The sequence below is a fragment of the Mesorhizobium sp. B2-5-3 genome (genome assembly GCF_006441005.1).
Taxonomy (GTDB): domain Bacteria; phylum Pseudomonadota; class Alphaproteobacteria; order Rhizobiales; family Rhizobiaceae; genus Mesorhizobium.
Genome location: NZ_VFUS01000018.1, coordinates 30354 through 54340 on the forward strand (window position 1 = coordinate 30354; position 23987 = coordinate 54340).

A 23987-nucleotide genomic window follows, 5' to 3' on the forward strand; every position below is an offset into this window, starting at 1 on the left:
CAGGGAATGTAAAAAATGAACACGACTGTGCAAAGCCTGAAAGCCTTTCTTGGCCAAACCGGCCGGGTCGCGCTCGTCGAGGTCGCGGCGACGAAGGGCTCGACGCCGCGCGAGAAGGGCGCCTTCATGCTCGTCTCGCAAGCAGCGACATCGGGCACGATCGGCGGCGGCCAACTGGAATATATGGCCATCGACAAGGCACGGCAGATGCTGGGCTCTTTACCCTCCTCCTTGCGGGGAGGGTCGGCGAGCGGACGCCGCGAAGCGGCGTCAGCGAAACGGGGCGGGGGAGCGGCGTTCACAGATCCCTCGACGACGACGTCGTCCAACCCTATCCACAAGGGGGAGGGTGAAGAGACCCTCCCCGACGCCCGCGTGATCCTCGACGTGGCGCTCGGTCCGGAGATCGGCCAATGCTGCGGCGGGCGCGTCGAGGTGTCGATCCGCCTCGTCGATGCGACGTTGGCGCAGGAGCTGATTTCGGCCGCGGAAATCGAGCAGGCTGAACTGCCTTATGTCTACATCTTCGGCGGCGGCCACGTCGGGCAGGCGCTGGCCTCCGCGGTAGCGCTTCTCCCTGTGCGTGCCGTTGTCATCGAAACACGGGCCGACGCGCTAGACGGAATGCCGGAAGCCGTCGAGACGCGGCTGACCCCGATGCCTGAAGCCGAGGTGCGCAACGCGCCTGCAGGCAGCGCCTTCGCCATCCTCACCCATGATCATGCGCTGGACTTCCTGATTGTCGCCGAAGCCCTGAAGCGTGGCGACACCGCCTATGTCGGCATGATCGGCTCGAAGACCAAGAAAGCGACGTTCAGGAACTGGTTGCTGAAATCGGCGGAGGGTACGGAAGCGCAGTTTGCCCGCCTCGTTTCCCCAATTGGCGGTGACGCCGTGAAAGACAAGCGCCCATCCGTCATTGCCGCGCTAGCGGCCGCCGAGATCATGACGGCGCTGGTCAATCACGGCGCCGCGTCAAATGCCGGACGTCAGATGCCGCATGATAGGACGTTGGCCGGGTAAGGTCACGTCGCGGCTATACCGGTTGCTTCAAGCCCAGATGATCGCGCAGTGTGCGGCCCTCATACTCCCTGCGAAACAGGCCGCGCCGCTGCAGCTCCGGCACAACTAGGGTGGCGAAGGCATCGAGTTCGCCGGGGAAATATGACGGCATGACGTTGAAGCCGTCCGCCGCACCGCCCTCGAACCGGGCCTGGAGTTCGTCTGCGATCTGCACCGCGGTCCCGACGATGCGCCAATGGCCGCGTGCGCCGGCGAAATGGCGGGCAAGCTGGCGGATGGAAAGGCCGTCGCGGCGCGATTGCTCGATGACCAGGGCCTGCCGGCTTTTCATGCCTTCGCTCTCCGGCAATTCGGGCAGCGGCCCGTCGAGCGGATAGCGCCGAAGATCGGAGATGCTGAGATAGCTGGACAGCAGCGCTACGCCGACGTCATCGGGGATCAGCTCCTGCAGCTCCTCGTATTTCGCCCGCGCTTCCGCTTCGGTTTCCGCCACCACCGGGGCGACGCCGGGCATGATCTTGATGTCGTCCGGTTGGCGTCCATAGGCCGCCAGACGGCCCTTGAGATCGTCGTAGAAAGCCTTCGCTTCCGCGAAAGTCTGCGCGGCGGTGAACACCACATCGGCGGTGCGAGCGGCGAGATCGCGGCCGACATCCGAGGCGCCGGCCTGAACCATGACCGGGGCGCCCTGCGGCGAACGCGGCAAATCGAGTGGATCGCACACCGAAAAGCTCTGGCCGTCATGGCCGGAGGCGCCGAGCTTGCCGTGCCAAAGCCTGGTGACGACTTCGGCGAATTCTCGTGCCCGTTCATAACGATCGGCGTGGGGTCTGAGACCCGTTGCGCCGAAGTTGGCGGCCTCGATCGGGCTGGCCGACGTGACCAGGTTCCAGCCGGCGCGCCCGCCGCTCAGCTGGTCGAGCGAAAGGAAGGTTCGTGCCAGCCCGTAAGGCTCGTTGTAGCTGGTCGAAGCCGTGGAGACGAGGCCGATGCGGCTGGTCTGGACAGCGAGTGCGGAAAGCAGGCTGATCGGCTCGAAGCCGATCGAACGCGAGGTCTGGCTGGCGATGCTGACATCGGCTTCGCGCAGGCCGGCCGCATCCTCGCAGAACAACAGGTCGAATTTCGCCGCTTCCGCCGTGCGCGCCAGCGCGACGTAATGATCGATGTCGATCCCGGCCTTCACATGGGCCTGGGGATGCCGCCAGGCGGCGATATGGTGGCCCGTCGCCCACAGAAAGACGCCGAGCTTCATCTGGCGCGCGGTCATCGGTCGCCTCCGCCGCTGAGTCCCAGATGCGAGCGCAGCGTTGTGCCCCCATGGCTCTGTCGAATCACGCCGCGCCGCCGCAGCTCCGGCAGAACGCGATTGGTGAAATCGTCGAGCGCTGAAATGTGCGCGGACAGCCGGATGTTGAATCCGTCGCAATTGTTCGCCCGGAATTCTTCCTCCATCCTGTCGGCCAGCCCGGCGACGCCGTTGGCGGCGAGGGATATGTCAGCCAATATTCTCACGGCATCCGGTTCGCGCCCGGACGCGGAAACGCGGCGCCTGAATTCGTCATGGCGTGCCTTGCGCCGCGCTGCCTGCCTTTCGTCCAGCAGGATGACATCGGCTGTGCGCGCGGCAATGTCGAGGTCGCCTGCCGCCAGGCCGGACAGGACCAGAACCGGCGTATCCTGCGGCGAACGCGCCACGTTCAGCGGTCCGCGCACGGCGAAGAATTCGCCCTTGTGGTCGAGCTGGTGCATTTTTCCGGGATCGTGAAAGCGGCCGCTGTCTTTGTCGAACAACAGCGCGTCCGCCCCCCAGCCATTCCACAAGCCCTGGACGATGCCGATATATTCCTCGGAGCGGCGGCGAAACTCGTCGCTGGAAAATCCATCCGGCCGGCTGAAATTGGCCGCCTCGCTCGGCGCCTGCGCCATCGTTGCGTTCCATCCGGCGCGACCGTGGCTGATGATATCGAGCGAGGCGAACCGGCGCGCCAGATTGTAGGGCTGGTGGGCAACCATCGACGCGGTGGCGACCAGCCCGATCCTGCTCGTCACGGTCGCCAGTGCGGCAAGCAGGGTCGTCGCTTCGAACGAGTTGCCCGACCCGGCCCTGCCCGGCGGCGCATCGTCGAGAACAATCATGTCCAGCCCGGCCGCTTCCGCCCGCTGCGCGAAGCCGGCCAAGTCGCTGAAGGTGAGCGCGCCGGCCTGCCCGGTCGTGGAGGCAATGTTGAGCGAAACGGTGAGATGCATTGTGGCTAGCTCGTCAGTCGGCGCAAAGCCCATCGGCCATGAGGCGGCATCCGCGAACCTAAGTTCGCCTTCGCGCAAGGCAACCCTTGCGACTGGGCCAGGAGCCGCTCACTTGCCGACCAGTATGTCCTTGATCAGCCGCTGGCAGCGCTCGGCCATGAAATCCAGCAGCAGGCGCACTTTCGGGTCCTGCAGCTTCTTGTGCGGATAGACGGCGGCGAACTGCACCGGCGTCGGCGGCGTGCCGGCCAGGATGATCTTCAGCCGCCGGTCGCGGATGAACGGCTCGACCTCGAAGCGCGGCTTGTTGATGATGCCGCGCCCCGACAGCGCCCAGCCGGTCAGCACGTCGCCATCGTCCGTATCATAGGGCCCGTGCACCTCGAATTTCTGCGGCCCGTTCGGCGTCTGCAGGGTCCAGACATATTCGCGCGCGCCGGAATAGCGCAGCATCAGGCAATCGTGCTTCCTGCTGATCAGTTCCTGCGGCTCGGCCGGCTCTCCGCGCGCCTCCAGATATTTGGGTGCCGCGACCAGCACCCGCTCGCATTCCATGATGCCGCGCATCCTGAGGCTGGAATCTTCGATGATACCGAGTCGGAAGGCGACGTCGATGCCCTCTTTCATGATATCGACATTGTGATCCGAGAGCCTCAGCCGCACTTCGATATCAGGATATTTGTCGTGGAAATCGGGAATACCCGAGGCGACCAGGCGGCGGCCGAGGCCGAGCGGCGCGGTCACGCGGATGGTGCCGCGCGGCTGACCGGAAAGGGCCGAAACCGCGGCCTCCGCCTCGGTGATCGCTTCCAGCACTTGCTTGGCGCCGGTGTAGAACACCGTGCCATGCTCGGTCGGCATCAATTGTCGTGTCGTGCGGTTGAACAGCCGCACACCAAGGTGCTTCTCCAGCTCCTTGATGCGGTTGGAAGCAACCGCCGGCGAAATGCGCATGTCGCGCCCGGCCGCCGACAGATTGCCGAGCTCGACCACGCGGACGAAGACAGCGATGTTGTCGAGATAGGCCATGCGGTTCAGGGGCTTTCAATCAAGCTGTGTGCGAGCAACCTAGTATTTTCCAATTTTTTTTGAAAGTCATCGCACACCTCGCCTCTTTCCGTTTGCGCGCCACACCGTAAAGTCGCTTCATCGGCAGGGACGACTTCAATGATGGATTTCGCTATTTTCTGGGACTGGCTGAGCTTTGCCGTGCGCTGGCTGCACGTCATCACCGGCATCGCCTGGATCGGCTCGTCCTTCTATTTCGTCGCGCTTGATCTCGGTTTGCGCCAGCGACCGGGCATGCCTGTCGGCGCCTTCGGCGAGGAGTGGCAGGTGCATGGCGGCGGCTTCTATCACATCCAGAAATACCTGGTCGCGCCGGCCGAGATGCCGGAACACCTCACCTGGTTCAAATGGGAATCCTACGCCACCTGGCTGTCCGGCTTCGCCATGCTGTGCGTGGTCTACTATGCCGGGGCCGACCTGTTCCTGATCGATCCCAACGTGCTGCCGATGTCTGTGCCGGTCGGGATCGTCCTGTCGATGGCGACGATCGGCGTCGGCTGGGTGGTTTATGACCTGCTCTGCCGTTCGCCGCTGGGCAAAAGCGATACAGGCCTGATGCTGGTGCTCTACTGCGTGCTGGTGTTCATCGCCTGGGGACTGACCCATCTGTTCACCGGCCGCGCCGCTTTCCTGCATCTGGGCGCCATCACCGCCACGATCATGTCGGCCAATGTCTTCATGGTCATCATCCCCAACCAGAAGATTGTCGTTGCCGACCTCATCGCCGGCCGCAAGCCGGATCCGAAATACGGCAAGATCGCCAAGCAGCGCTCGCTCCACAACAATTACCTGACGCTGCCGGTGCTGTTTCTGATGCTGTCGAACCATTACCCGCTGGCGTTCGGCACTGAGTTCAACTGGATCATCGCCTCCCTGGTGTTCATCATCGGCGTGTTGATCCGCCACTACTTCAACACCGTGCACAAGCGCGCCGGCAACCCGCACTGGACCTGGCTGGGCGCCCTTGTCCTGTTCCTCATCATCGTCTGGTTGTCCACCGTGCCGAAGGTGTTGACCGGCGAACCAAAGGCGTCCGCCTCGGCGCAAGTCTATATCGCCTCGGCCCATTTCCCGGCCGTGCGCGACACCGTGCTCGGCCGCTGCTCGATGTGCCATTCACAGGAGCCGGTCTACGAGGGCATCTACCATGCGCCCAAGGGCGTGATGCTGGATACCGACGCCGGCATCGCCGAGCATGCCCGCGAGATCTATCTGCAGGCCGGCCGCAGCCATGCCATGCCGCCCGCCAATGTCAGCCAGATCACCGACAAGGAGCGGGCGCTGCTGGTGGCCTGGTTCGAAGGCGCGGGGAAATAAGCATGACATCGACACTTCTGCGTGGCCGCACGCTGTCCTTCGTGCGCTGGCCTGAAAGCATCGATGATCATTCCGCCTGGCGCTACGAGGAGGATGGCGGCCTGCTGATCCACGACGGCAGGATCGTCGCTGCGGGCGCTTACGTCGATGTTGAAAGGAAGGCAGGCGAGACAGCGAGAAGGATTGATCACCGGCCGCATCTGCTGCTTCCGGGCTTCATCGATGCCCATGTGCATTTCCCGCAGATGCAGATCATCGCCTCCTACGGCGCGGAACTGCTCGATTGGCTGAACGCCTACACTTTCCCGGAGGAGACGAAGTTCGCCAATGCGCAGCATGGCCGGCGCGTCGCGCGGCTATTCCTCGACGAGATGGTGCGCCACGGCACCACGACGGTTGCCGCCTACTGTTCCGTGCACAAGGCCTCCGCAGAAGCTTTCTTCGCCGAGTCGCATGACCGCAACATGCTCAACATCGCCGGCAAGGTGATGATGGACCGCAACGCGCCCGATGGCGTGCTCGACACGCCGCAATCGGGCTATGACGACAGCAAGGCGCTGATCAAGGAGTGGCACGGCAAGGGCCGGCAGCTTTATGCCATCACCCCTCGCTTCGCGATCACCTCGTCGCCGGAGCAGATGGAGATGGCCGGCGCGCTATGCCGCGAATACCCCGACCTGCACATCCAGACGCATCTGTCGGAAAACCATGCCGAGATCGCCTTCACGCAGGAGCTTTATCCGTGGTCGCGCGATTACACCGACGTCTATGAGCATTACGGGCTGTTGGGTAGAAAGAGCCTGCTCGGCCATTGCATCCATCTGTCGGAGCGGGAAGCGGACGCGCTTTCGGACAGCGGCTCCGTAGCCGTGTTCTGCCCGACCTCGAACCTTTTCCTCGGCTCCGGCCTGTTCGATTATCAGCGCTACCGCACCCGCGATAAAGCCCTCCGCATCGCCGCCGCCACCGATGTCGGTGGCGGCACCAACTATTCCATGCTGCGCACCATGGACGAGGGCTACAAGGTGATCGCGCTGAACGGCGAGAAGCTGAACCCGTTCCAGTCCTTCTGGCAGGTCACGCGCGGCAACGCCGAGGCGCTGTCGGTGGCGCAAAGGATCGGCACGCTGGAGGAAGGCACCGATGCCGATATCGTCGTGCTGGACGCCAGGGCGACGTCGTCGATGCGGCTCAGGATGGAGACCGTCGAGACGCTGGCGCAGGAACTCTTTCTCTTGCAGACGCTGGGCGATGATCGCGCCGTGCGCGAGGTCTATGTGGCGGGTCGGCCGGCAAAAACCGATTTGGCAATTTAGAACGTGACGGCGCGTTCCTTGCTTGACCCGGGCTTGACCCAGCGGCAACCATCCGTCAAAGCGTGCGGCGACGTTGAAAGGGGAACGACATGGCCGTTGCCGAAGACATCGCTCTGATCAAGAGACAGGAGGAAGTCCTTGTCTTTCCCGCCTTCGACGAGGCAGTCGCGTTCAGTGTCGGGTCCGCGATCCGCGACAGGGCGCTCACCGAGAATCTCCCGGTCATAGTCGACATCAGGACCTTCGACCGGCCGCTGTTCTACGCCGCCATGCCGGGCTCGAACGCTTCCAATCCCGACTGGGCGCGGCGCAAAATCAACGTCGTCAAGCGGTTCCTGAAAAGCACTTACCGCATGGTGCTGGAACAGCAGCGCCCCGACCGCACTTTCAAGATCGGCGAGGGCCTGGATATTGCTGACTACGTGCTGGCCGGCGGCGGCTTTCCCGTCACGGTCAAGGGTGTCGGGGTCATCGGCGTCATCGCCGTCTCCGGGTTGCCGGAGCGCGAGGATCACGGCGTGGTGGTCGATGCGCTGTGTAATCATTTGGGCCTCGACAAGCGCGAACTGGTATTGCCGCCGGAAGAAAAATCGTGACATCGGCGCCGCCCCTCATCCGCCTGCCCGTCCTTCGCAGCAGCTGCGCTGTAGCTGCTGCGGGTGGAAGTGAAACGCTCCACCGCTGGCTATCCCCCTATGCCCGTTCTTCACGGGGAGAGGGTCGGGGTGAGGCGCAACGTCAGCTCTGCAAGAATGCGCGAAACGCTGCTGGCTGCCGGATATGACCATTCTCGATCCCAAATCCTTCCTCACCTCCATCTTCAACGCCGCCGTCGCCGCCGCCGATCCGGAAAAGACCATCCGCTATCATTTGCCGGTCAGGCCCAAGGGCCGCACCATCGTGATCGGCGCCGGCAAAGGCTCGGCGCAGATGGCGGCGGCCTTCGAGAAAGCATGGGACGGCCCGCTCGAAGGACTGGTCGTCACCCGCTACGGCTATGACGCGAAATGTGAGCGCATTGAGATCATCGAGGCGGCGCATCCGGTGCCGGACGCCGCCGGGCTCGAGGCTTCGCGGCGGCTGCTCGGGAAGGTGCAAGGGCTGACCGCCGACGATCTGGTGGTGGCGCTGATTTCCGGCGGCGGTTCGGCGCTGCTGCCGTCACCGGCAACCGGCCTGACATTGGCCGACGAGATCGCCGTCAACGAGGCGCTGCTGGCGTCGGGCGCGCCGATCGCGGCGATGAACACCATCCGCAAGCATCTTTCCACCATCAAGGGAGGCCGGCTGGCCGCCGCCGCCTGGCCGGCCAAAATGGTGTCGCTGGTTGTCTCCGATATTCCCGGTGACAATCCGGCGCTGGTCGCATCCGGCCCGACCGTTCCCGACACCGGCAGCCGGGCGGATGCGCTGGCGTCGATATCAGCCTACGGCATGAACCTGCCGGCCTCGGTCATGGCGCATATCAATTCACCGGCCGCCGATGCACCAGTTCCCGGGGATGAGCGCTTTTCGCGCAACGAGGTGCATCTGATCGCCTCCGCCGGCGTGTCGCTCGAAGCAGCCGCAGCGGAAGCGAGCCGACAGGGCATCGAAGCTGTCATTCTCTCGGATGCCATCGAAGGCGAAGCCCGCGAGGTGGGCGGGGTTCACGCGGCCATCGCGCGCGAAGTAGCGACACGCAATCGGCCTTTCTCAAAGCCGGTGCTGATCCTGTCCGGCGGCGAGACCACGGTGACGCTGCGTGCCAAGGGGAAAGGCGGCCGCAACTCCGAATTCCTGCTCGCCTTCGCCATCGGCATCAATGATGTGAAGGGCATTCACGCCCTGGCCGCCGACACCGACGGCATCGACGGCTCTGAGGACAATGCCGGCGCCTTCGCCGATGGTTCAACGGTCTCGCGCATGCGCGCGGCCGGCATCGACGCCAAGGCGATGCTGGCAGGCAACAATGCCTGGACGGCTTTCAACGCGGTCGGCGATCTGTTCGTGCCCGGTCCGACCGGCACCAATGTCAACGATCTCAGGGCCATTCTGATTCGCTAATCGTTTGGATCAGGCAGCCATCAGCCGCTTCACCTGCTTCATGTCGTCAAGGAACCGTTCTCGCTCGGCCTCCTTGTCCGCACGGTCACGGATGCGCAGGATGAAGGAGGGATGGATGGTGATGAACACACGCATGCCATCTTCCCGCTCGATCGCCTGGCCGCGCATCTTCGTCACCGGAACCGCCTTGCCGAGCAGCGACAATGCCGCCGTTGCGCCAAGCGCCACGGCAAGGTTCGGTTTGATCAGTCCGAATTCCTGGTCGAGCCACCAGCGGCACGCCTGAATCTCGCCGGCGTTCGGCTTGGAATGAATGCGACGCTTGCCGCGCGGCTCGAACTTGAAGTGCTTGACCGCATTGGTGACGTAGACTTTCTGGCGGTCGACCCCGGCGTCTTCCAGTATGGCGTCGAACACCCTGCCGGCCGGGCCAACGAAGGGAGCGCCGGCGAGATCTTCCCGATCGCCGGGCTGCTCGCCGACGAAAATCACCTTGGCGCCGTCAGGCCCTTCGCCGAACACGGTCTGCGTCGCATCGCGCCACAGCGGGCAGCGGTGGCAAGCCTTCGCTACCTCACGCAGCTCCGAGATCGAGGTGACATCTGGCAGTGGCTCGTCGGACGGCCCGGAAATGCGCCTGGCCGGCCTCTTCGCTTCATGCGTTTGGCCTGTGGTCGCCATCATCCTGTCCTGTCGGTTCTGACACTGAAATGGACGGGAAGGGCGATGGTTCCTCCGAGGGCTCAGACCTCGTGCAGATAGAGGTGATAGTCCAGCTCGCTGACCGTGCGCGCCACGCGCAGGTATTCGGACTGCTTGATCGCCACGAAGGTGCGGTGCAGGTCTTCGCCAAGCGCGGCTTTGAGGAAGCTGGACGCTCTGGCCGCCTCGATCGCCGCGCGCCAGTCGACCGGCATGGTCGTGCGCGTCACCGCCGCCTCATAGCCGTTTCCGGTCGTCTCGGGGCCGGGGTCGAGGCCTTCGTCGAGCCCTTTGACGATGCCGGCAAGCACGGTTGCCGCGATCAGATAGGGGTTGGCGTCGACGCCCGACGGCCGATGCTCGATGCGCCGGTTCCTGGCGTCGCCCGCCGGCACGCGCAGCGCCACCGACCGGTTGTTGACGCCCCAGGTCGGCGCCACCGGTGCATAGGATTGGGAGACGAAGCGCCGCCAGGAATTGGCGTGCGGCGCAAACACCAGCATCGATTCCGCCATGGTCTGGATCAGGCCGCCCAGCCCGCGCAGCAGTGGCAGCGACCAACTCTCGCCACCGGCCTCCGAAAAAACGTTTCGGCCGGCCTTGTCCTGCAGCGAGACGTGGAAATGCATGCCGGAGCCGGCATATTTCTCGATCGGTTTGGCCATGAAGCAAGCCGTGACGCCATGGCGGCGCGCCTGCGCCCGAACCAGCCGCTTCAGCATAACGAGGTCGTCGGCCGCCCGCATCACATCCTTGCGGTAGTTCAGCGTCAATTCGTACTGGCCGGGCGCATATTCAGAAATCACGGTCTCGGCCGGAATGCCCTGTGCCTTGGCCGCGGCATAGATGTCGGTAAACAGCGGCTCCATGCCGTGCAGATGGTCGACCGAGTAGACCTCGGTCTTGCCCGAGACGCGGCCATCCAGCACGGCGTGCGCCGGCTGCACCTTGCCGTCGCTGTCGCGCTCATTGGCGAGGAGAAAAAATTCGAGCTCGAAGGCGCCGGCCGGGTACAGCCCCTTGGACGCCAATATGTCGACCTGCCTTGCCAGCGCCAGCCGCGGGTCCGATGACATCGGCGCGCCGTCGAGATGATACATCGCCATCAGCACCTGGCCGCGCGGCGGTTTGGTCCCGTGGAGCGGCACCAGCGTGCCAGGAATCGGCCAGGCGCGCAGATCGCCGTCGCCGGTGGTCCAGATCAGCCCGGTCTCGTGCACGTCCTCGCCGGTGATGTCGAGGCCGAGGATCGAGATCGGCATGTGCCGGCCGCCTTCGAAGATGGCTTTCAGCTCGTGCCGGCGCACGATCTTGCCACGGCCGACGCCGTTGGCATCGGTCAGCACGATATCGAAGGCTTCGATCTCAGGATGGGCGTCGAGAAAGGCCTGCGCCTCGGTGGGCGTCGAGCCCGAAGGTGAAGTCATGATGGAGCCCGGCCTGGCTTGCGCGCCTGTCTGTTGGGTGGCTTGTCTCATGCCGCAAGCTCCGCCGCAACTGCGCCGAAGGCGGTGATCAGCCGGTTGACCTGGGCGCCAGTGGTCGCCGGAGAGATCAGCATCATATTGTGGAAGGGCGCGATAAGCACGCCGCGATTGACCAGCGCGACATGGATGGCGGCTTCGAGTTCCGGCGCGTGCGCGGCCTCCGCCTCCGCCCCATTGCGCAGCGGGCCCGGCGCGCAGATGAATTCGACGCGGGCGCCGACGCGGGCGACATGCCATGGCAGGCGGTAGCGGTCGATGACCGTGGTCAGCCCGGCATCGAGCCGCCGCGCCAGATGATCCATGCGGTCGTAGTTCTCGGCCGTCATCACTTCTTCGAGCGCGGCGCGCATCGCGGCGAATTGCAGAGGATTGGCCGAGAGCGTCGTGCCCATGCCGGAATAACCCGGCTCTTTCGTCCTGTTGTAGTCGGCGTAGCGCGAGGCAACCTCTTCGCTCATGCCCCATACGCTTGCCGGTACACCACCGGCGATCGGCTTGCCTAGCACGAACAGGTCCGGCTCCAGCCCGTATTTCGCGGAATAGCCGCCCGGTCCGGTCGAGATCGTATGCGTCTCGTCGATCAGAAGCAGCGTGCCGGCCGCGCGGGTCAGCTTTCGCAGCGCCTCGTGGAAACCGGGATCGGCCAGCACCATGCAGGAATTGGTCAGCACCGGTTCGGCGATGGCGCAGGCGACATCCTTGTCCCTGAGCGCTGCCTCCAGCGCGGCAACGTCGTTGAACTCGATGACCTTGGCCGTGCGGGTCAGGTCGCGGAATTCTCCGGCCAATCCGGGCCGGTTGGCCGGCTTGCCGTCGATCAGCCGCACCATCGTCTCGTCGACAGAGCCGTGATAACAGCCGTTGAAAACCAATATCTTTTCTCGCCCGGTGACGGCGCGGGCAACGCGCAGCGCGAAGCGGTTGGCATCGGTCGCCGTCGTGGCGATCTGCCAGAACGGCAGGCCGAAGCGCTGTTGCAGCAGCGGTCCAATGGCGAGCGCATCTTCCGAAGGCAGCATGTATGTCAGGCCGCGTCCGGCCTGCCGGCGGATGGCGCGCGCTATCGCCGGCGGCGAATGGCCGAACATCGATCCGGTGTCGCCGAGGCAGAAATCGTCGAGCCTGTTGCCGTCGATGTCGGTGATCGTAGCGCCTTTGGCGCTCTCGACCAGGATCGGAAACGGCGTCGGCCAGTCGTTCATCCAGTGCATCGGCACGCCACCGAAGAAGCCGGGCAGGCCGTTGCCGGCCTTGGCCTGCGATTTCGGCCGCGCCTTGCGGAAGCTGGCGCCTTCGGTATCCCGCAATGCGGCAATGCGGTCGCGGCTGACGCCGCCAATGGACGTGTGGGCGCTGTGCATGAAACCCCTCTCTGGCGCAGTAGTGGAGTAGGCGCTCAACGGCCCGGATGCTCTAACCCGCTCCCATATTGCCCTACTCCCCTACTCCCCTACTCCCCTAACCCGTGATGTCGATAACGCCGCAGTCGCCGGCGGCACTGCCGAAGGCGATGCGCCGTTCCTCCCTGTCCCACATCATCGAGGTGATGGCGCCCTTGCCGGGGCGGCGCAACAGCACTTCCTTGGCGTCGGAAAAACGCACCGCCATCACCATGCCGTCCTCATAGCCGATGGCGACGACATCCTGGCTCGGATGGCAGGCGACTGAGGTCACCATCGCATTGCCGCGCGTACCGAGTTCCAGCGGCGCCTTGCCCATTGGCCCGTCCTTGCCTGAAAACGGCCAGACGATCGCCGCCGGCGCGCCGGAACTCGCCAGCCACTTGCCTTTCACGCTCCATGACAGGCTTTTGACCTTGGCGGGATAGCCGCTCATGCGCATGTGCTTGCCGTCCGCCAGCTTCCAGCCGTGCAACGCGTTTTCCTGCATGGTGGTGACCAGGAAGGCGCCATCCGGCGAGAAGGTGATGCCGGTATGGGCGCCGGCCCATTCGAGCTCCACCGGCTTGCCCTCGGCGGCCGGGAAATGCAGCGTCGCGCCATTGTAGCGCGCTACGCCGAAGCGCATGCCCTTGGGCGAAAATGCCAGCCCCTCGACCGAACGCGGATGGGCGAACTCTTTTGTGCGGCCGTCGGCAAAGCGCACATAGGCGGTCTTGCCTGTAGCGTAGGCGATGGCACCTTGCGGGCCAGCGGCGACGCTGGTGACCCACTTCTTGCCCGCGCTCGCCAATTCCTTGGCCTCGCCGCCCGCTTTCACCGCAAACACCTTGCCGTCTTCGCCGCCGGTGAGCAGCCGGTCATTGGCGGCATCGTGGAAGGCCGCGAGCAGCCCGTCATTGGCCTGCACCGTCTTGTGGCCATTGTCGAGCCGATGGACGGTGCCGTCGGCCAGCGCGAAATGCGGCACGTCGCCGAGGAAGACGGCGGCAAGGCAATGGCCTTCGAGATCAAGCGGGGCGACGGTCGGCATGTAGGACAGGTCCATCCCAGATTGTTGCTGGTCGTCTCGGGAGCCGCCAGCAAGGCCCCACCCTCTCCCGCGAGGGAAGAAGGAAGAGCGGGCAGCGCTACCGCCATAAAGTCCGGAAATCAAGCGGCCTGGCAGGCCTCGAAGCTCTTCTTCAGCCGTTCGGCGTCCAGTTCGCGACCGATGAACACCAGCCGGCTCTCATGCTTCTCGCCGTCTTTCCAGGCGCGCTGGTGGTCGCCCTCGATGATCATGTGCACGCCCTGGATGACGTAACGCTCGTCGTCGCCCTTCAAGGCGATGATGCCTTTCAGGCGCAGGATGTTCGGCCCCTCCATCTGGGTGACCTTCTCGATCCAGGGGAAGAATTTCTTCGGATCCATCTCGCCCCCGCGCAGCGAAACCGACTGCACCGTGACGTCATGGATGTCGGATGGGTGCGCGTGATGGTGGTGCCCATCGTGGTCATGATCGTGCCCGTCATGATCGTGGTGGTGATGATCATGGTGGTCGTCATGCGCCTCGAGGAAATGCGGGTCGTTCTCCAGCGCCCTGGACAGGTCGAAGGCGCCGCGGTCGAGCACTTCCGACAGCGCCACGCCGGCGCGGGTGGTGCGATGGATCCTTGCGGCCGGGTTGATGGCGCGGATCGTCGCTTCCACCTTGGCCAGTTCTTCTGGTGTGACGAGGTCGGTCTTGTTGAGCACGACGACGTCGGCGAAGGCGATCTGGTCCTCGGCTTCCTTGGAATCCTTCAGCCTGAGCGGCAGGTGCTTGGCGTCGACCAGCGCCACCACGGCGTCGAGCTTCGTCTTGGAGCGCACGTCGTCGTCCATGAAGAAGGTCTGCGCCACCGGCACCGGATCGGCGAGACCCGTGGTCTCCACCACGATGGCGTCGAAGCGGCCGGGCCGGCGCATCAAGCCCTCGACGACGCGGATCAGGTCGCCGCGCACCGTGCAGCAGACGCAGCCATTGTTCATCTCGTAGATTTCCTCGTCGGACTCCACGATCAGGTCGTTGTCGATGCCGATCTCGCCGAATTCGTTGACGATGACGGCGTAGCGCCTGCCGTGGTTTTCCGACAGGATGCGGTTGAGCAGCGTCGTCTTGCCGGCGCCGAGATAGCCGGTCAGAACGGTTACGGGGATCTGCGTCTGTGCGTCGCTCATGGCTTGCCTCGAATGGATGGGCCTTGAAAGATTTCGGCCTCGAAAGGGATTGTCGGCTCCATATAGGATGCGCGGCGGGCTTTTGCACGAGGCAAACCGCGAATGGCTGCGGTCCAATCCATAGGTCAGCGTCTCGTCGAACTAGGCGGCTGGCGGCGCCCTGCAGGCCATGCGGTATCGGTGCGCAGAAAGAGCCTGTGGACGGCCACGACGGGCCGATCCACCGCAATCGCTTTCGCGAAAAGTCGTTTGTCATCTAACTGAAATAATCATCTGGCATTAGCCACGGCGGGTACCGCAATGCTTGCCGGCAAAGCTGTTTCAGGCGCCGGAATCTTTTTTGATCGTCGATTGCCAACCGGCCGGCTGCGTCTATGCTGCCCCGCACCGGTATGGCCGAAGAGGGATGACCATGGCCAAGGCGGACAAGACTGCGACAATGAGCCGGCTGCATTCGGCGGCAAGGCTGGCAAGAACAGCGCTTGCGGCACGGCTGCTGGCGCATGGCTTCTATGCCGGCCAGGACCAGATCATGCTGGCGCTCGACCGCGAGGACGGCCAAACCCCGGGCAATCTGGCTGGCCGGCTCGGCGTGCGCCCGCCCACCATCACCAAAACCATCAATCGGCTGCAGGCACAGGGCTTTCTGCAAAAGCGCGCCTCCGACGCCGATGCCCGCCAGGCGCATATCTTTCTCACCGACACCGGTCGCGAGACCATCCGCGCCATCGAAAAGTCGGTGAAGAAGACCGAAAAGCAGGCGCTGAAGGGCCTCGACAAGAAGGACCAGAAGGCGCTGTTCAAATTTCTTGCCCGCATCGAGGCCAATCTTTCGAACGAAGACCTGGCCTTGATCGACGACGACGCCGAGTCGGACGACTGACCGCCGGTTGCGGTGATCAGGCCACCGCGGCGGACCCACGGATCAGCGAAGACCAGCGTCCCGGCGTCATGCCGAATGCCTTCTTGAATTGCCTGTTGAAGTGGCTTTGGTCGCTGAAACCGGCTTCGGCCGCGATCTGTGCCAGCGGCTCGCCGGCGGCGATCATGCGCCGCGCGCGCTGAAGCCGGCGCATCAAAAGGAAACGATGCGGGCTGGTGGAGAAAGCGGCGCGGAAATGCCTGGACAAGGCATAGCGGTCGAACCCGGTAACCGCCTCCAACTCGTCGGATCGCACGGGCCGGGCAGAGTTTTCCGTGAGATAGTCGCGCGCCAGAGCGGCCGCCCGCCAGGCCGTTCCCGGCACCGCTCTCGCCGGCTGGCCGGCATGGCGGGCGAGCCCTTGCATCAGTTGCGCCAGGAAGTCGGCGACGAACAGCTCATCGAGTTCCTCCTCCAGCGGACCCAGCGCCGAAAGCAAGGTCGCGCGCAGGCGTTCGTCCGCCACCACGGCCTGCCTGACGAAAGGCAGCGATGCGCCGCCGAGGCAGTCCAGCATCAGTGACGGTTCCAGATAGAGGATCCTGTAGCGCAGCCCGTCCTCGGTTCCGGCGCCGCCATCATGCAGTTCGTCGGGATGCAGGACGATGATCTGGCCAGGCAGGCTATGCCGCACCGCACCGCGATAGCGAAAGCTCTGCACGCCTTGCAGCGTCACCCCGATCGCATAGGTGTCGTGGCGATGCAGGTCGAAGGCGCTGCCGTGGAATCGCGCCTCGATGCGCTCCATGCCGGCAGGATCGCAGGCGGCAATGATGCAGTTTTCCGCGGCCTCCGCGCACAAACGTCCAAGACCCTGGAACGCCTGGCTGCCTAGATCGAGCGACATCGCTTCCTTTCGCCTTGAAAGGGGCACAACCCCGAATGGTCACTGTCTCATGTTCGATACGAAATTTGCAATCGTGCTCAGGGATGATCTGCCGGTCTGGCAAAAACTCAACGTCACAGCATTCCTGACCAGCGGCGTCGTCGCGCAGTTCCCCGATCTCATCGGCGAGCCCTATCGTGACCGCGCCGGCAATGTCTACAACCCGCTGTCGATCCAGCCCGTCATCGTGCTGTCCGCCGACCAGGCGACACTCGGCGCAATCCACAGCCGCGCCCTGGAGCGCGGAGTAACGAGCTCGCTCTATGTCGAGGAGATGTTCTCGACCGGGTTCGACGCCGCCAACCGCGCCGTCTTCGCCGAATTCGCGCCGGAAGACGCCAAGGTTGTCGGCATCGCATTACGCGCCGACAAGAAGACGGTCGACAAGATCACCAAGGGTGCTCGCATGCATCCCTGACGACCCGGGCCTGAGCCTGTCCGCAGCTCTTGTTGTGCCAGCCGCTTTTGGCTTGCCGCACGCCCGCAATTGCCGCAAAAGGTGGGCCTCAGCCCAGCTTTCCATCCGGCCTGCAAGTGAGTGCTCCCCAAACATCTTCAGAAAGCGCGACGCCGCCGGTGGCGATCCTGTGCATGCTTTCCACCTATGTCTTCTTCACCTTTCTCGACACCAGCAGCAAATACCTCGTCCTAGCCGGCGTCTCCGCGCTTGTCGTCGCCTGGGTGCGCTTTGCCGTGCATGTCGTGCTGGTCGGCGCGCTGTTGCGCGGCTGGCGTGAACCGGCGCGGTTCCGTCCGGCCAACCTGCCGGCTCATGTCCTGCGCGGGCTGTTCCTGTTCGGCTCGACCATCTTCAACGTGCTGGCGCTGCGGTCCCTGCAACTGGCCGAGACGACATCGATCTATTTCTTCGGGCCGATGGTCATCACCGCACTTGCCGGCCCGCTGCTTGGCGAATGGGCGGGCTGGCGGCGGTGGCTGGCGATCCTGGCCGCGTTCGCCGGGGTTCTGATCATCACAAGGCCGGGAGTCGGCGTTTTCGGCATCGGCCACCTGTTCGCGCTCGGCTCGATGCTGTCGAACTGCTTCTATGTGATCATGACCCGGCGCATGTCGGCGACCGAGACATCGGAAAGCCTCATCCTGTTTTCGGCACTGGCCCCGGCGGTGGTGCTCCTGCCCATGCTGCCGTTCTCGTTTTCCCTGCCGCATGATGGCTGGCACTGGTTCATCCTGCTCATGCTCGGCGTCTTTGGCGGCGTCGGTCATTGGCTTCTGGTGCAGGCCTATCGCATGGCCACCACCACCGCGCTCGCCCCCTATCCCTATTCGCAGATGGTGTGGATGATCCTTTCCGGGCTCATCGTCTTCAAGCAGTTCCCCGACCGCTGGACACTCGTCGGCGCCGCCGTCATCGTCGCCAGCGGTCTCTACATCGTTCATCGCGAGCACCGGCTGCGCCTGCGCAATCGTGCGGTGCTGGACGTCGAGGCGGAAGCGCTGGCAAAAAAACTTTGATTTAGCGTCGAAGGGTGGCATAAGGCCGCCTTTAAACAGTTTAAAAAAACGACGGGGGAGGGGAAGGCTGGCACAGAAGATCAAGCTGTCGACGATCGCGGATGCGCTCGGCGTGTCCACGGCCACGGTATCGCTGGCGCTGCGCGACAGCCCGCTGGTGGCAGGCGGCACCCGTGACCGCATCAAGGAACATGCCCGCGCCATCGGCTACATCTACAACCGCCGTGCCGCCAGCCTGCGTACCTCGCGTTCGGGCATTGTCGGCGTCGTCGTGCATGACATCATGAACCCGTTCTTCGCCGAGATACTGCGCTCGATCGAAAGCGAGCTCGACCGCAGCCGCCAGACCTTCATCCTGTCCAATCACTACGACCAGCTCGAGAAGCAGCGCACTTTCATCGACACGCTTTTGCAGCTCGGCGCCGACGGCGTCATCATGTCGCCGGCCATCGGCACTCCGGCCTCGGATATTCTGATGGCCGAGGAAAACGGCCTGCCGGCGGTGCTGATCGCGCGCACCGTCGAGGGCGCCGACGTGCCGGTTTTTCGCGGCGACGATGCCTATGGCACGGGGCTTGCCACCAATCACCTGATCTCGCTCGGCCACAAGCGCATCGCCATGATCGGCGGCACCGACCAGACCTCGACCGGCCGCGATCGCTACCAGGGCTATGTCAACGCCATGGAGGCCGCCGGGCTGGAAGTGCGGCCGGCCTGGCGCATCCCCGGCCCGCGCACCAAGCAGGCTGGCTTCGAGGCCGCCGGACAGTTTCTGGCCCTGAAGGACAAGCCGACAGCCGCCTGCTGCTGGAACGACCTCGTCGCCATCGGCCTGATGAACGGCATCGCGCGCGCCGGCCTGGTGCCCGGCCTGGACATATCGGTCACCGGCTACGACGATCTCGAGGAGGCGGCAATCGCCACGCCGGCGCTGACCACCGTGTGGAACGGTCAGCGCGAGGTTGGCCGCCGCGCCGCCAGCGCCCTGCTCGACAAGCTGAACGGGCAGACGGTGCGGCCCTCTCAGGAACTGATCAAGCCGGAACTGCATGTGCGACAGTCGACCGGCAAGCCGGTGGAGCGTGCATGACAAGGCCCGAGCAACTGCAAACCGTCGCCATCCTGGTGCCGGGGCATTTCAACGACCACGCGGTCGAGCGCATCGACCGGACATTCAGGCGTGTCGGGATCGAGCGCGCCGACCCGTCCCTGGTCACCGATGAAATGCGTGACAACGTGCGCGCCATCGCCTCGTTCGGCGGCATCAGCGCGGCCTTCATGGATGCATTGCCCAAGCTTGAGATCGTCGCCAGTTTCGGTGTTGGCTACGATTCGGTCGATGCCCGCCACGCTGGCGATCACGGCATCATGGTCACCAACACGCCGGATGTGCTGACCGAGGAGGTCGCCGACACCGCCATCGGCCTGCTGATCAACACCGTGCGCGACCTGCCGCGCGCCGAAGCCTGGCTGCGCGACGGCAGCTGGCAGCGCAAGGGCAACTATCCCTTGAGCCGGCTTACCTTGCGCGGCCGCAGCGCCGGCATTTTCGGCATGGGCCGCATCGGGCTCGCCATTGCCCGCCGGCTGGAGGCGTTCGGATTGCCCGTCGCCTATCACAACCGGCGCCGGGTCGAGGGCCTGTCCTACCCCTATCATCCGACGCTGAAGGGCCTCGTCGAAGCAGTCGACACGCTGATTTCGGTGGTCCCGGGCGGCGCCTCGACGGAAAAGGCGGTCGATGCCGAGATCCTGTCGGCGCTTGGCGCCAACGGCGTCTTCGTCAATATCGGGCGCGGCAGCACGGTCGACGAGGCGGCGCTTGCGACAGCCCTCGCCAAGGGCACTATCGCCGCCGCCGGGCTCGATGTCTTCGCCGACGAACCGAACGTGCCGCGGGCGCTGCTTGACGCGACCAATGCCAGTCTGTTGCCGCATGTCGGTTCGGCGTCGGAGCACACACGTCGCGCCATGGCGGATCTGTGCGTCGACAATCTGGTGTCCTGGTTCAGCGAGCGCCGGTCGATCACACCTGTGCCCGAGACCGCGCATGTGAAGGCGCGCTGCTGAGCGGTCGGGCTGCCATATTTATTAACGTCAGCTTAACCCTTTGAAATCATTCTTCATCCTGTCCGTACGCATGGATGAGGATCACCATGAAAACGCTTTCCGTACTGATCGGAGCCGCCGCCCTGTTTGGCGGCGTTCAGCTGTTTCATGGCGGCACTGGCGAAAGCGTCGCTGAAGAGGCCGCGCCGCCCGACACCTACAGGCTGGTCGCCAATGGTGATGAGGGGGTTTGCGCAATCAAACGCGGCGCCATCGTCTCGGACGGCCTGTCGCTTTTGACGGTGGCTCCGAACTGTAGCCGACTCATGCCAGGCATCGAGCGGGCGAAATTCTGGCGCGAGCAGGAGGACGGCACGGTCGCCTTCAGCGTCAACGGCGTCGATCCGATCGTCACCTTCGCGGTCGCCGATGGCGACGGATTCGAATCCTACGCTCCTGCACTGCCGCTGCTGTCGCTGGCGGCCGCCGGGGATCCGAGCACCGACGACTGATTACTCCGCCGCCGCGCGGGCGCCGGCCTTGGCAGCCGCATGCAGGCGAACCGCGTCGCCGAAGGCCCGGAAGATCTTGGCCGAGTTACTATCCGACTTGATCCAGTATTCGGGATGCCACTGGACGCCGACCGCGAAAGCGCGGGCATCCTTTACAGAGACCGCCTCGACGGTGCCGTCGTCGGCCACGGCTTCGATCTGCAGCTTCGAACCAAGCCGGCCGATTGCCTGGCGGTGCAAAGAGTTGACCTTCATGTCGCCGGCCCCAAACACACCGGCCAGGCAACTGCCCGCCTTGATCGAAACGGTCTGGTGAATCGCGAAACGTTCGTCCTGATTGTCGCTCACCGGCGCGCGGTGGTCGAGCGAGCCTTCACGCTCCTGGATTTCAGTGCCCAGCGTGCCGCCCAGCGCCACGTTCATCTCCTGGATGCCGCGGCAGATGGCAAGCAGCGGCACGCCACGCTCGATCGCTTTGCGAATCAGCGGCAAGGTGGTGGCGTCGCGTGCCGGGTCATAGGGGCCGTTCGCCTCGCTGGCATCGCCGCCATAGAGCGAGGGGTCGACATTGGATTTCGAGCCAGTCAGCATGACGCCGTCGACCGACGACAGCAGCTCATCGAAATCGAGCCGATCGCCGAACGAGGGCACCAGCACCGGAAACACGCCGGCGCCGGCGATCGCCGCCTCCAGATATTGCTGTGGGGCGGCATGCCAGGTGTAGTTGTCGAATTGACGGACGTCGGTCGATATGGCGACGAGCGGCTGCTGCATTTTGGCTTTGTTTTCCATCTGGGCCGGGGAATCCTGCCTTCAAAATAGGCGATCCCAGCACATTTTTCCATGACAAGTTTCGGTCTGTCGGATGGGCCACCAAACGGCCCGTTAGACTATAGTTGCAAGGCCCTGCGCACACGCCGTCAAATCAGGCCGCCACGCTGGACTCGACTCCTTGCCCGTGTATTGTTTCGCCCAGCCGTGCGGGACATCGAGCATGCGCCGCACGTCGGTTTGTTGATCCAAAAGGGAGGACTTCATGGATCGTCGTTCATTCATCCGCAAGGCCGGGACGACCGGCGTTGGCGCCGCCGCGGCCGCCGCCACGCTCGCCGCGCCGGCCATAGCCCAGTCCAATCCAAAGGTGACCTGGCGGCTGGCGTCGTCCTTTCCCAAATCGCTCGACACGATCTATGGCGGCGCCGAGGTCTTCTCAAAGATGCTTTCGGAAGCCACCGACGGCAATTTCCAGATCCAGGTCTTCGCCGCTGGCGAACTGGTGCCCGGCCTTCAGGCGGCCGACGCCACGACCGCCGGCACGGTCGAGGCCTGCCACACGGTGGCATATTATTACTGGGGCAAGGATCCGACCTGGGCGCTGGGCGCGGCGGTTCCGTTCTCGCTCAACGCGCGCGGCATGAATGCCTGGCACTATCATGGCGGCGGCATCGACCTGTTCAACGAATTTCTCGCCACGCAAGGCTTGTTCGGCCTGCCTGGCGGCAATACCGGCGTGCAGATGGGCGGCTGGTTCCGCAAGGAGATCAACACGGTGGCCGACCTTTCCGGCCTCAAGATGCGCATCGGCGGCTTCGCCGGCAAGGTTGTGCAGAAGCTCGGCGTCGTGCCGCAGCAGATCGCCGGCGGCGACATCTACCCGGCGCTTGAAAAGGGCACCATCGACGCAGCCGAATGGGTCGGCCCCTATGACGACGAGAAGCTCGGCTTCTACAAGGTCGCGCCCTACTACTATTATCCAGGCTGGTGGGAAGGCGGCCCGACCGTCCACCTGATGTTCAACAAGGCGAAATATGAAGAACTTTCGCCGACTTACAAGTCGCTGCTGCATACCGCCGCGCAAGCCGCCGATGCCAACATGCTGCAGAAATACGACTATCTCAATCCTGCGGCGGTGAAGCGGCTGGTGGCCGGCGGCGCCAAACTGCGTCCGTTCAGCCAGGAGATCATGTCCGCCTGCTTCGAGAAGGCCAATGAGGTCTACGCCGAAATGGAAGCCTCGAACGCGCCGTTCAAGAAGATCTGGGACTCGATCAAGGGCTTCCGTAAGGAGCACTATCTCTGGGCGCAGGTGGCCGAGTACAATTACGACACCTTCATGATGGTCCAGCAGCGCAACGGCAAGCTGTAAGGTTTTTCTGCCTTATTTCGAAGACCCCGGACTCGGTAGTCCGGGGTTTATTCGTTGGGCGTCGGTGCTGGAAACATCGATAGTCGAAGGCGTCGAAACTTGCGCCGCAGCGCCGGGGGTCGAACGGGTTCGAAGCGACAGCGGCACTCAGCCTCGGTCCGGCACCACCACCACCTTGACCTCGCCGGCGGCAGGCGGGTTGGCGATTACCGCGGCGGCCTCTTCCAGCGGCACCTGCCTGGAGATCAGCCGGTCGATCTCGATCGCGCCCGAAGCGATCAGCTCGGCGGCGCGGCGGTGCGTGTAGGGGTTGAGGAAGGAGCCGAGAACCTTCAACTCGCGAAACAGAAGATCGAAGGGCTCGAACGCCGCCTTCATGCCTTGCGGCACCACGCCGACAATGACGACCGTACCGCCGGCCCTCGCCAGCCGCAGCGACTGCTCGACCGTTTCCTGGACACCGGCACATTCGAGCACCACGTCGACACCGCCGGGCACCAGTCCCGCTGGCCCGGAGATGGCATCGATGACGTCGGCGGCGCTTGCGTCGACCGTTGCCGTCGCGCCGAGCTCCTCGGCCAGTGCGCGCCGTGATGCCTGTCGCGTCGACAGGATGATGGTCGTCGCCCCTGCAAGCCTTGCCAGTTGCACTGTGAGCAGGCCGATCACGCCGCCGCCAAGTATGGCGACCGAGGAGCCGGGCTTGATCTCGGCCAGATCCACGCCATGCAGGCAGCAGCCGAGAGGCTCGCAGAAGGCGCCGTGCGTCGGCTTCAAGTCCGCGGGCAGGATGAAGGCCTGTTTCTGCGGCAACACGACGTAGTCGGCGAAGCCGCCGTCGCGATGGATGCCGATGGCATTGAGATTGCTGCACAAATTGATGCGGCCGGCATGGCAATGGCGGCAGCGTCCGCAGGCGATGTTGGGATCGCCGGTGACGTGGTCGCCGATCGAGAAGCCGCTCACGGAATGTCCCATTGCCTCGACGATGCCGGAGAACTCATGTCCGGGTGTTACCGGCGGCCGGCAGGGAAACTCGCCGTGGAAGAGATGCCGGTCCGTGCCGCAGACGCCGCAGGCCTCGATGCGCACCAGCAGATCGTCAGGCCCGGGAACCGGCTCGGCGACCTCGCGCAGCGTGATGCTGCCAACCGCTTCCAGCCGTACCGCTTTCATGGTTTTGCG

23 protein-coding genes are annotated in these 23987 nt (G+C 64.4%); 12 read left to right on the plus strand and 11 right to left on the minus strand.

What is annotated here, in order from left to right; all coding sequences use genetic code 11:
• Positions 1-15: 15 nt before the first annotated feature.
• Positions 16-1023, plus strand: a complete 1008-nt coding sequence (gene xdhC, locus FJ867_RS27315; RefSeq protein WP_140819073.1) for a xanthine dehydrogenase accessory protein XdhC — start codon at positions 16-18, stop codon at positions 1021-1023.
• 13 nt (positions 1024-1036) lie between these two features.
• On the opposite strand, the gene FJ867_RS27320 is transcribed toward xdhC, so the two are convergent.
• From FJ867_RS27320 to FJ867_RS27330, 3 genes are all read right to left on the minus strand, one after another.
• On the minus strand, positions 1037-2293 hold the full coding sequence (locus FJ867_RS27320; protein WP_140819075.1) for an LLM class flavin-dependent oxidoreductase: 1257 nt from the start codon (positions 2291-2293) through the stop codon (positions 1037-1039).
• Positions 2290-3273 (minus strand): LLM class flavin-dependent oxidoreductase, encoded by a 984-nt coding sequence (locus FJ867_RS27325; protein ID WP_140819077.1) that lies wholly within the window; start codon positions 3271-3273, stop codon positions 2290-2292. The genes FJ867_RS27320 and FJ867_RS27325 overlap by 4 nt, the downstream gene beginning before the upstream one ends.
• Positions 3274-3381: 108 nt before the next feature.
• Positions 3382-4302 carry a LysR family transcriptional regulator gene (locus FJ867_RS27330; RefSeq protein ID WP_140501163.1) on the minus strand — a complete coding sequence of 307 codons (921 nt, stop codon included), beginning with the start codon at positions 4300-4302 and terminating at the stop codon, positions 3382-3384.
• A gap of 138 nt (positions 4303-4440) precedes the next feature.
• On the opposite strand from FJ867_RS27330, the gene FJ867_RS27335 reads away from it, so the two are divergent.
• From FJ867_RS27335 to FJ867_RS27350, 4 genes are all read left to right on the plus strand, one after another.
• Entirely contained in the window at positions 4441-5658 is a 1218-nt protein-coding gene (locus FJ867_RS27335; protein WP_140501161.1) for a urate hydroxylase PuuD, read from the plus strand.
• A 2-nt stretch (positions 5659-5660) separates the two neighbouring features.
• A complete protein-coding gene (gene guaD / locus FJ867_RS27340) occupies positions 5661-6974 on the plus strand; it encodes a guanine deaminase (protein ID WP_140819079.1) in 1314 nt (437 codons plus the stop codon).
• An 89-nt stretch (positions 6975-7063) separates the two neighbouring features.
• Positions 7064-7570 carry a heme-degrading domain-containing protein gene (locus tag FJ867_RS27345; protein WP_140580611.1) on the plus strand — a complete coding sequence of 169 codons (507 nt, stop codon included), beginning with the start codon at positions 7064-7066 and terminating at the stop codon, positions 7568-7570.
• A gap of 184 nt (positions 7571-7754) precedes the next feature.
• The gene (locus tag FJ867_RS27350; RefSeq protein WP_140819081.1) at positions 7755-9020 is read left to right on the plus strand and encodes a glycerate kinase; all 1266 of its coding nucleotides are present in this window, start codon (positions 7755-7757) and stop codon (positions 9018-9020) included.
• A 9-nt stretch (positions 9021-9029) separates the two neighbouring features.
• Here the strand turns inward: FJ867_RS27350 and FJ867_RS27355 are convergent, their stop codons facing one another.
• The 5 genes from FJ867_RS27355 to FJ867_RS27375 all read right to left on the minus strand — a co-directional run bounded on the left by FJ867_RS27355 (position 9030) and on the right by FJ867_RS27375 (position 14811).
• Positions 9030-9827, minus strand: coding sequence for a UdgX family uracil-DNA binding protein (locus FJ867_RS27355; protein WP_348641450.1), 798 nt, complete (start codon positions 9825-9827; stop codon positions 9030-9032).
• Positions 9764-11149: a glutamine synthetase family protein gene (locus FJ867_RS27360; protein ID WP_140567892.1), complete on the minus strand. Its 1386-nt coding sequence runs from the start codon at positions 11147-11149 to the stop codon at positions 9764-9766. The genes FJ867_RS27355 and FJ867_RS27360 overlap by 64 nt, the downstream gene beginning before the upstream one ends.
• Positions 11150-11196: 47 nt before the next feature.
• Positions 11197-12570 (minus strand): aspartate aminotransferase family protein, encoded by a 1374-nt coding sequence (locus FJ867_RS27365; protein ID WP_140819085.1) that lies wholly within the window; start codon positions 12568-12570, stop codon positions 11197-11199.
• Positions 12571-12667: 97 nt separating this feature from the next.
• Positions 12668-13642 (minus strand): WD40 repeat domain-containing protein, encoded by a 975-nt coding sequence (locus FJ867_RS27370; RefSeq protein WP_140501149.1) that lies wholly within the window; start codon positions 13640-13642, stop codon positions 12668-12670.
• A 119-nt stretch (positions 13643-13761) separates the two neighbouring features.
• Complete coding sequence (locus FJ867_RS27375) at positions 13762-14811, minus strand: GTP-binding protein (protein WP_140580609.1); 1050 nt, start codon at positions 14809-14811, stop codon at positions 13762-13764.
• Positions 14812-15223: 412 nt separating this feature from the next.
• On the opposite strand from FJ867_RS27375, the gene FJ867_RS27380 reads away from it, so the two are divergent.
• On the plus strand, positions 15224-15694 hold the full coding sequence (locus tag FJ867_RS27380) for a MarR family transcriptional regulator (protein ID WP_140525594.1): 471 nt from the start codon (positions 15224-15226) through the stop codon (positions 15692-15694).
• 16 nt (positions 15695-15710) lie between these two features.
• Here the strand turns inward: FJ867_RS27380 and FJ867_RS27385 are convergent, their stop codons facing one another.
• The gene (locus FJ867_RS27385) at positions 15711-16580 is read right to left on the minus strand and encodes an AraC family transcriptional regulator (protein ID WP_140819087.1); all 870 of its coding nucleotides are present in this window, start codon (positions 16578-16580) and stop codon (positions 15711-15713) included.
• A gap of 49 nt (positions 16581-16629) precedes the next feature.
• Here FJ867_RS27385 and FJ867_RS27390 point away from each other — a divergent pair, with 49 nt between their 5' ends.
• The 5 genes from FJ867_RS27390 (at position 16630) to FJ867_RS27410 (ending at position 20656) form a co-directional block, all read left to right on the plus strand.
• A complete protein-coding gene (locus FJ867_RS27390; protein ID WP_140558756.1) occupies positions 16630-17037 on the plus strand; it encodes a DUF2000 family protein in 408 nt (135 codons plus the stop codon).
• Positions 17038-17210: 173 nt separating this feature from the next.
• Positions 17211-18095, plus strand: coding sequence for a DMT family transporter (locus FJ867_RS27395; RefSeq protein ID WP_181165295.1), 885 nt, complete (start codon positions 17211-17213; stop codon positions 18093-18095).
• 67 nt (positions 18096-18162) lie between these two features.
• Positions 18163-19185, plus strand: a complete 1023-nt coding sequence (locus FJ867_RS27400; protein WP_140501249.1) for a LacI family DNA-binding transcriptional regulator — start codon at positions 18163-18165, stop codon at positions 19183-19185.
• Positions 19182-20165 carry a 2-hydroxyacid dehydrogenase gene (locus FJ867_RS27405; RefSeq protein WP_140819089.1) on the plus strand — a complete coding sequence of 328 codons (984 nt, stop codon included), beginning with the start codon at positions 19182-19184 and terminating at the stop codon, positions 20163-20165. Before FJ867_RS27400 ends, FJ867_RS27405 begins: the two co-directional genes overlap by 4 nt.
• An 86-nt stretch (positions 20166-20251) precedes the next feature.
• Positions 20252-20656 carry a hypothetical protein gene (locus FJ867_RS27410; protein WP_140819090.1) on the plus strand — a complete coding sequence of 135 codons (405 nt, stop codon included), beginning with the start codon at positions 20252-20254 and terminating at the stop codon, positions 20654-20656.
• Here FJ867_RS27410 and FJ867_RS27415 read toward each other — a convergent pair whose 3' ends face one another.
• Positions 20657-21448, minus strand: coding sequence for a gamma-glutamyl-gamma-aminobutyrate hydrolase family protein (locus tag FJ867_RS27415; RefSeq protein WP_246675116.1), 792 nt, complete (start codon positions 21446-21448; stop codon positions 20657-20659). It abuts the gene before it with no gap.
• 244 nt (positions 21449-21692) lie between these two features.
• On the opposite strand from FJ867_RS27415, the gene FJ867_RS27420 reads away from it, so the two are divergent.
• Complete coding sequence (locus tag FJ867_RS27420; RefSeq protein WP_140501135.1) at positions 21693-22802, plus strand: TRAP transporter substrate-binding protein; 1110 nt, start codon at positions 21693-21695, stop codon at positions 22800-22802.
• Positions 22803-22949: 147 nt separating this feature from the next.
• Here FJ867_RS27420 and FJ867_RS27425 read toward each other — a convergent pair whose 3' ends face one another.
• Entirely contained in the window at positions 22950-23978 is a 1029-nt protein-coding gene (locus tag FJ867_RS27425; protein WP_140729533.1) for a zinc-dependent alcohol dehydrogenase family protein, read from the minus strand.
• Positions 23979-23987: the final 9 nt, after the last annotated feature.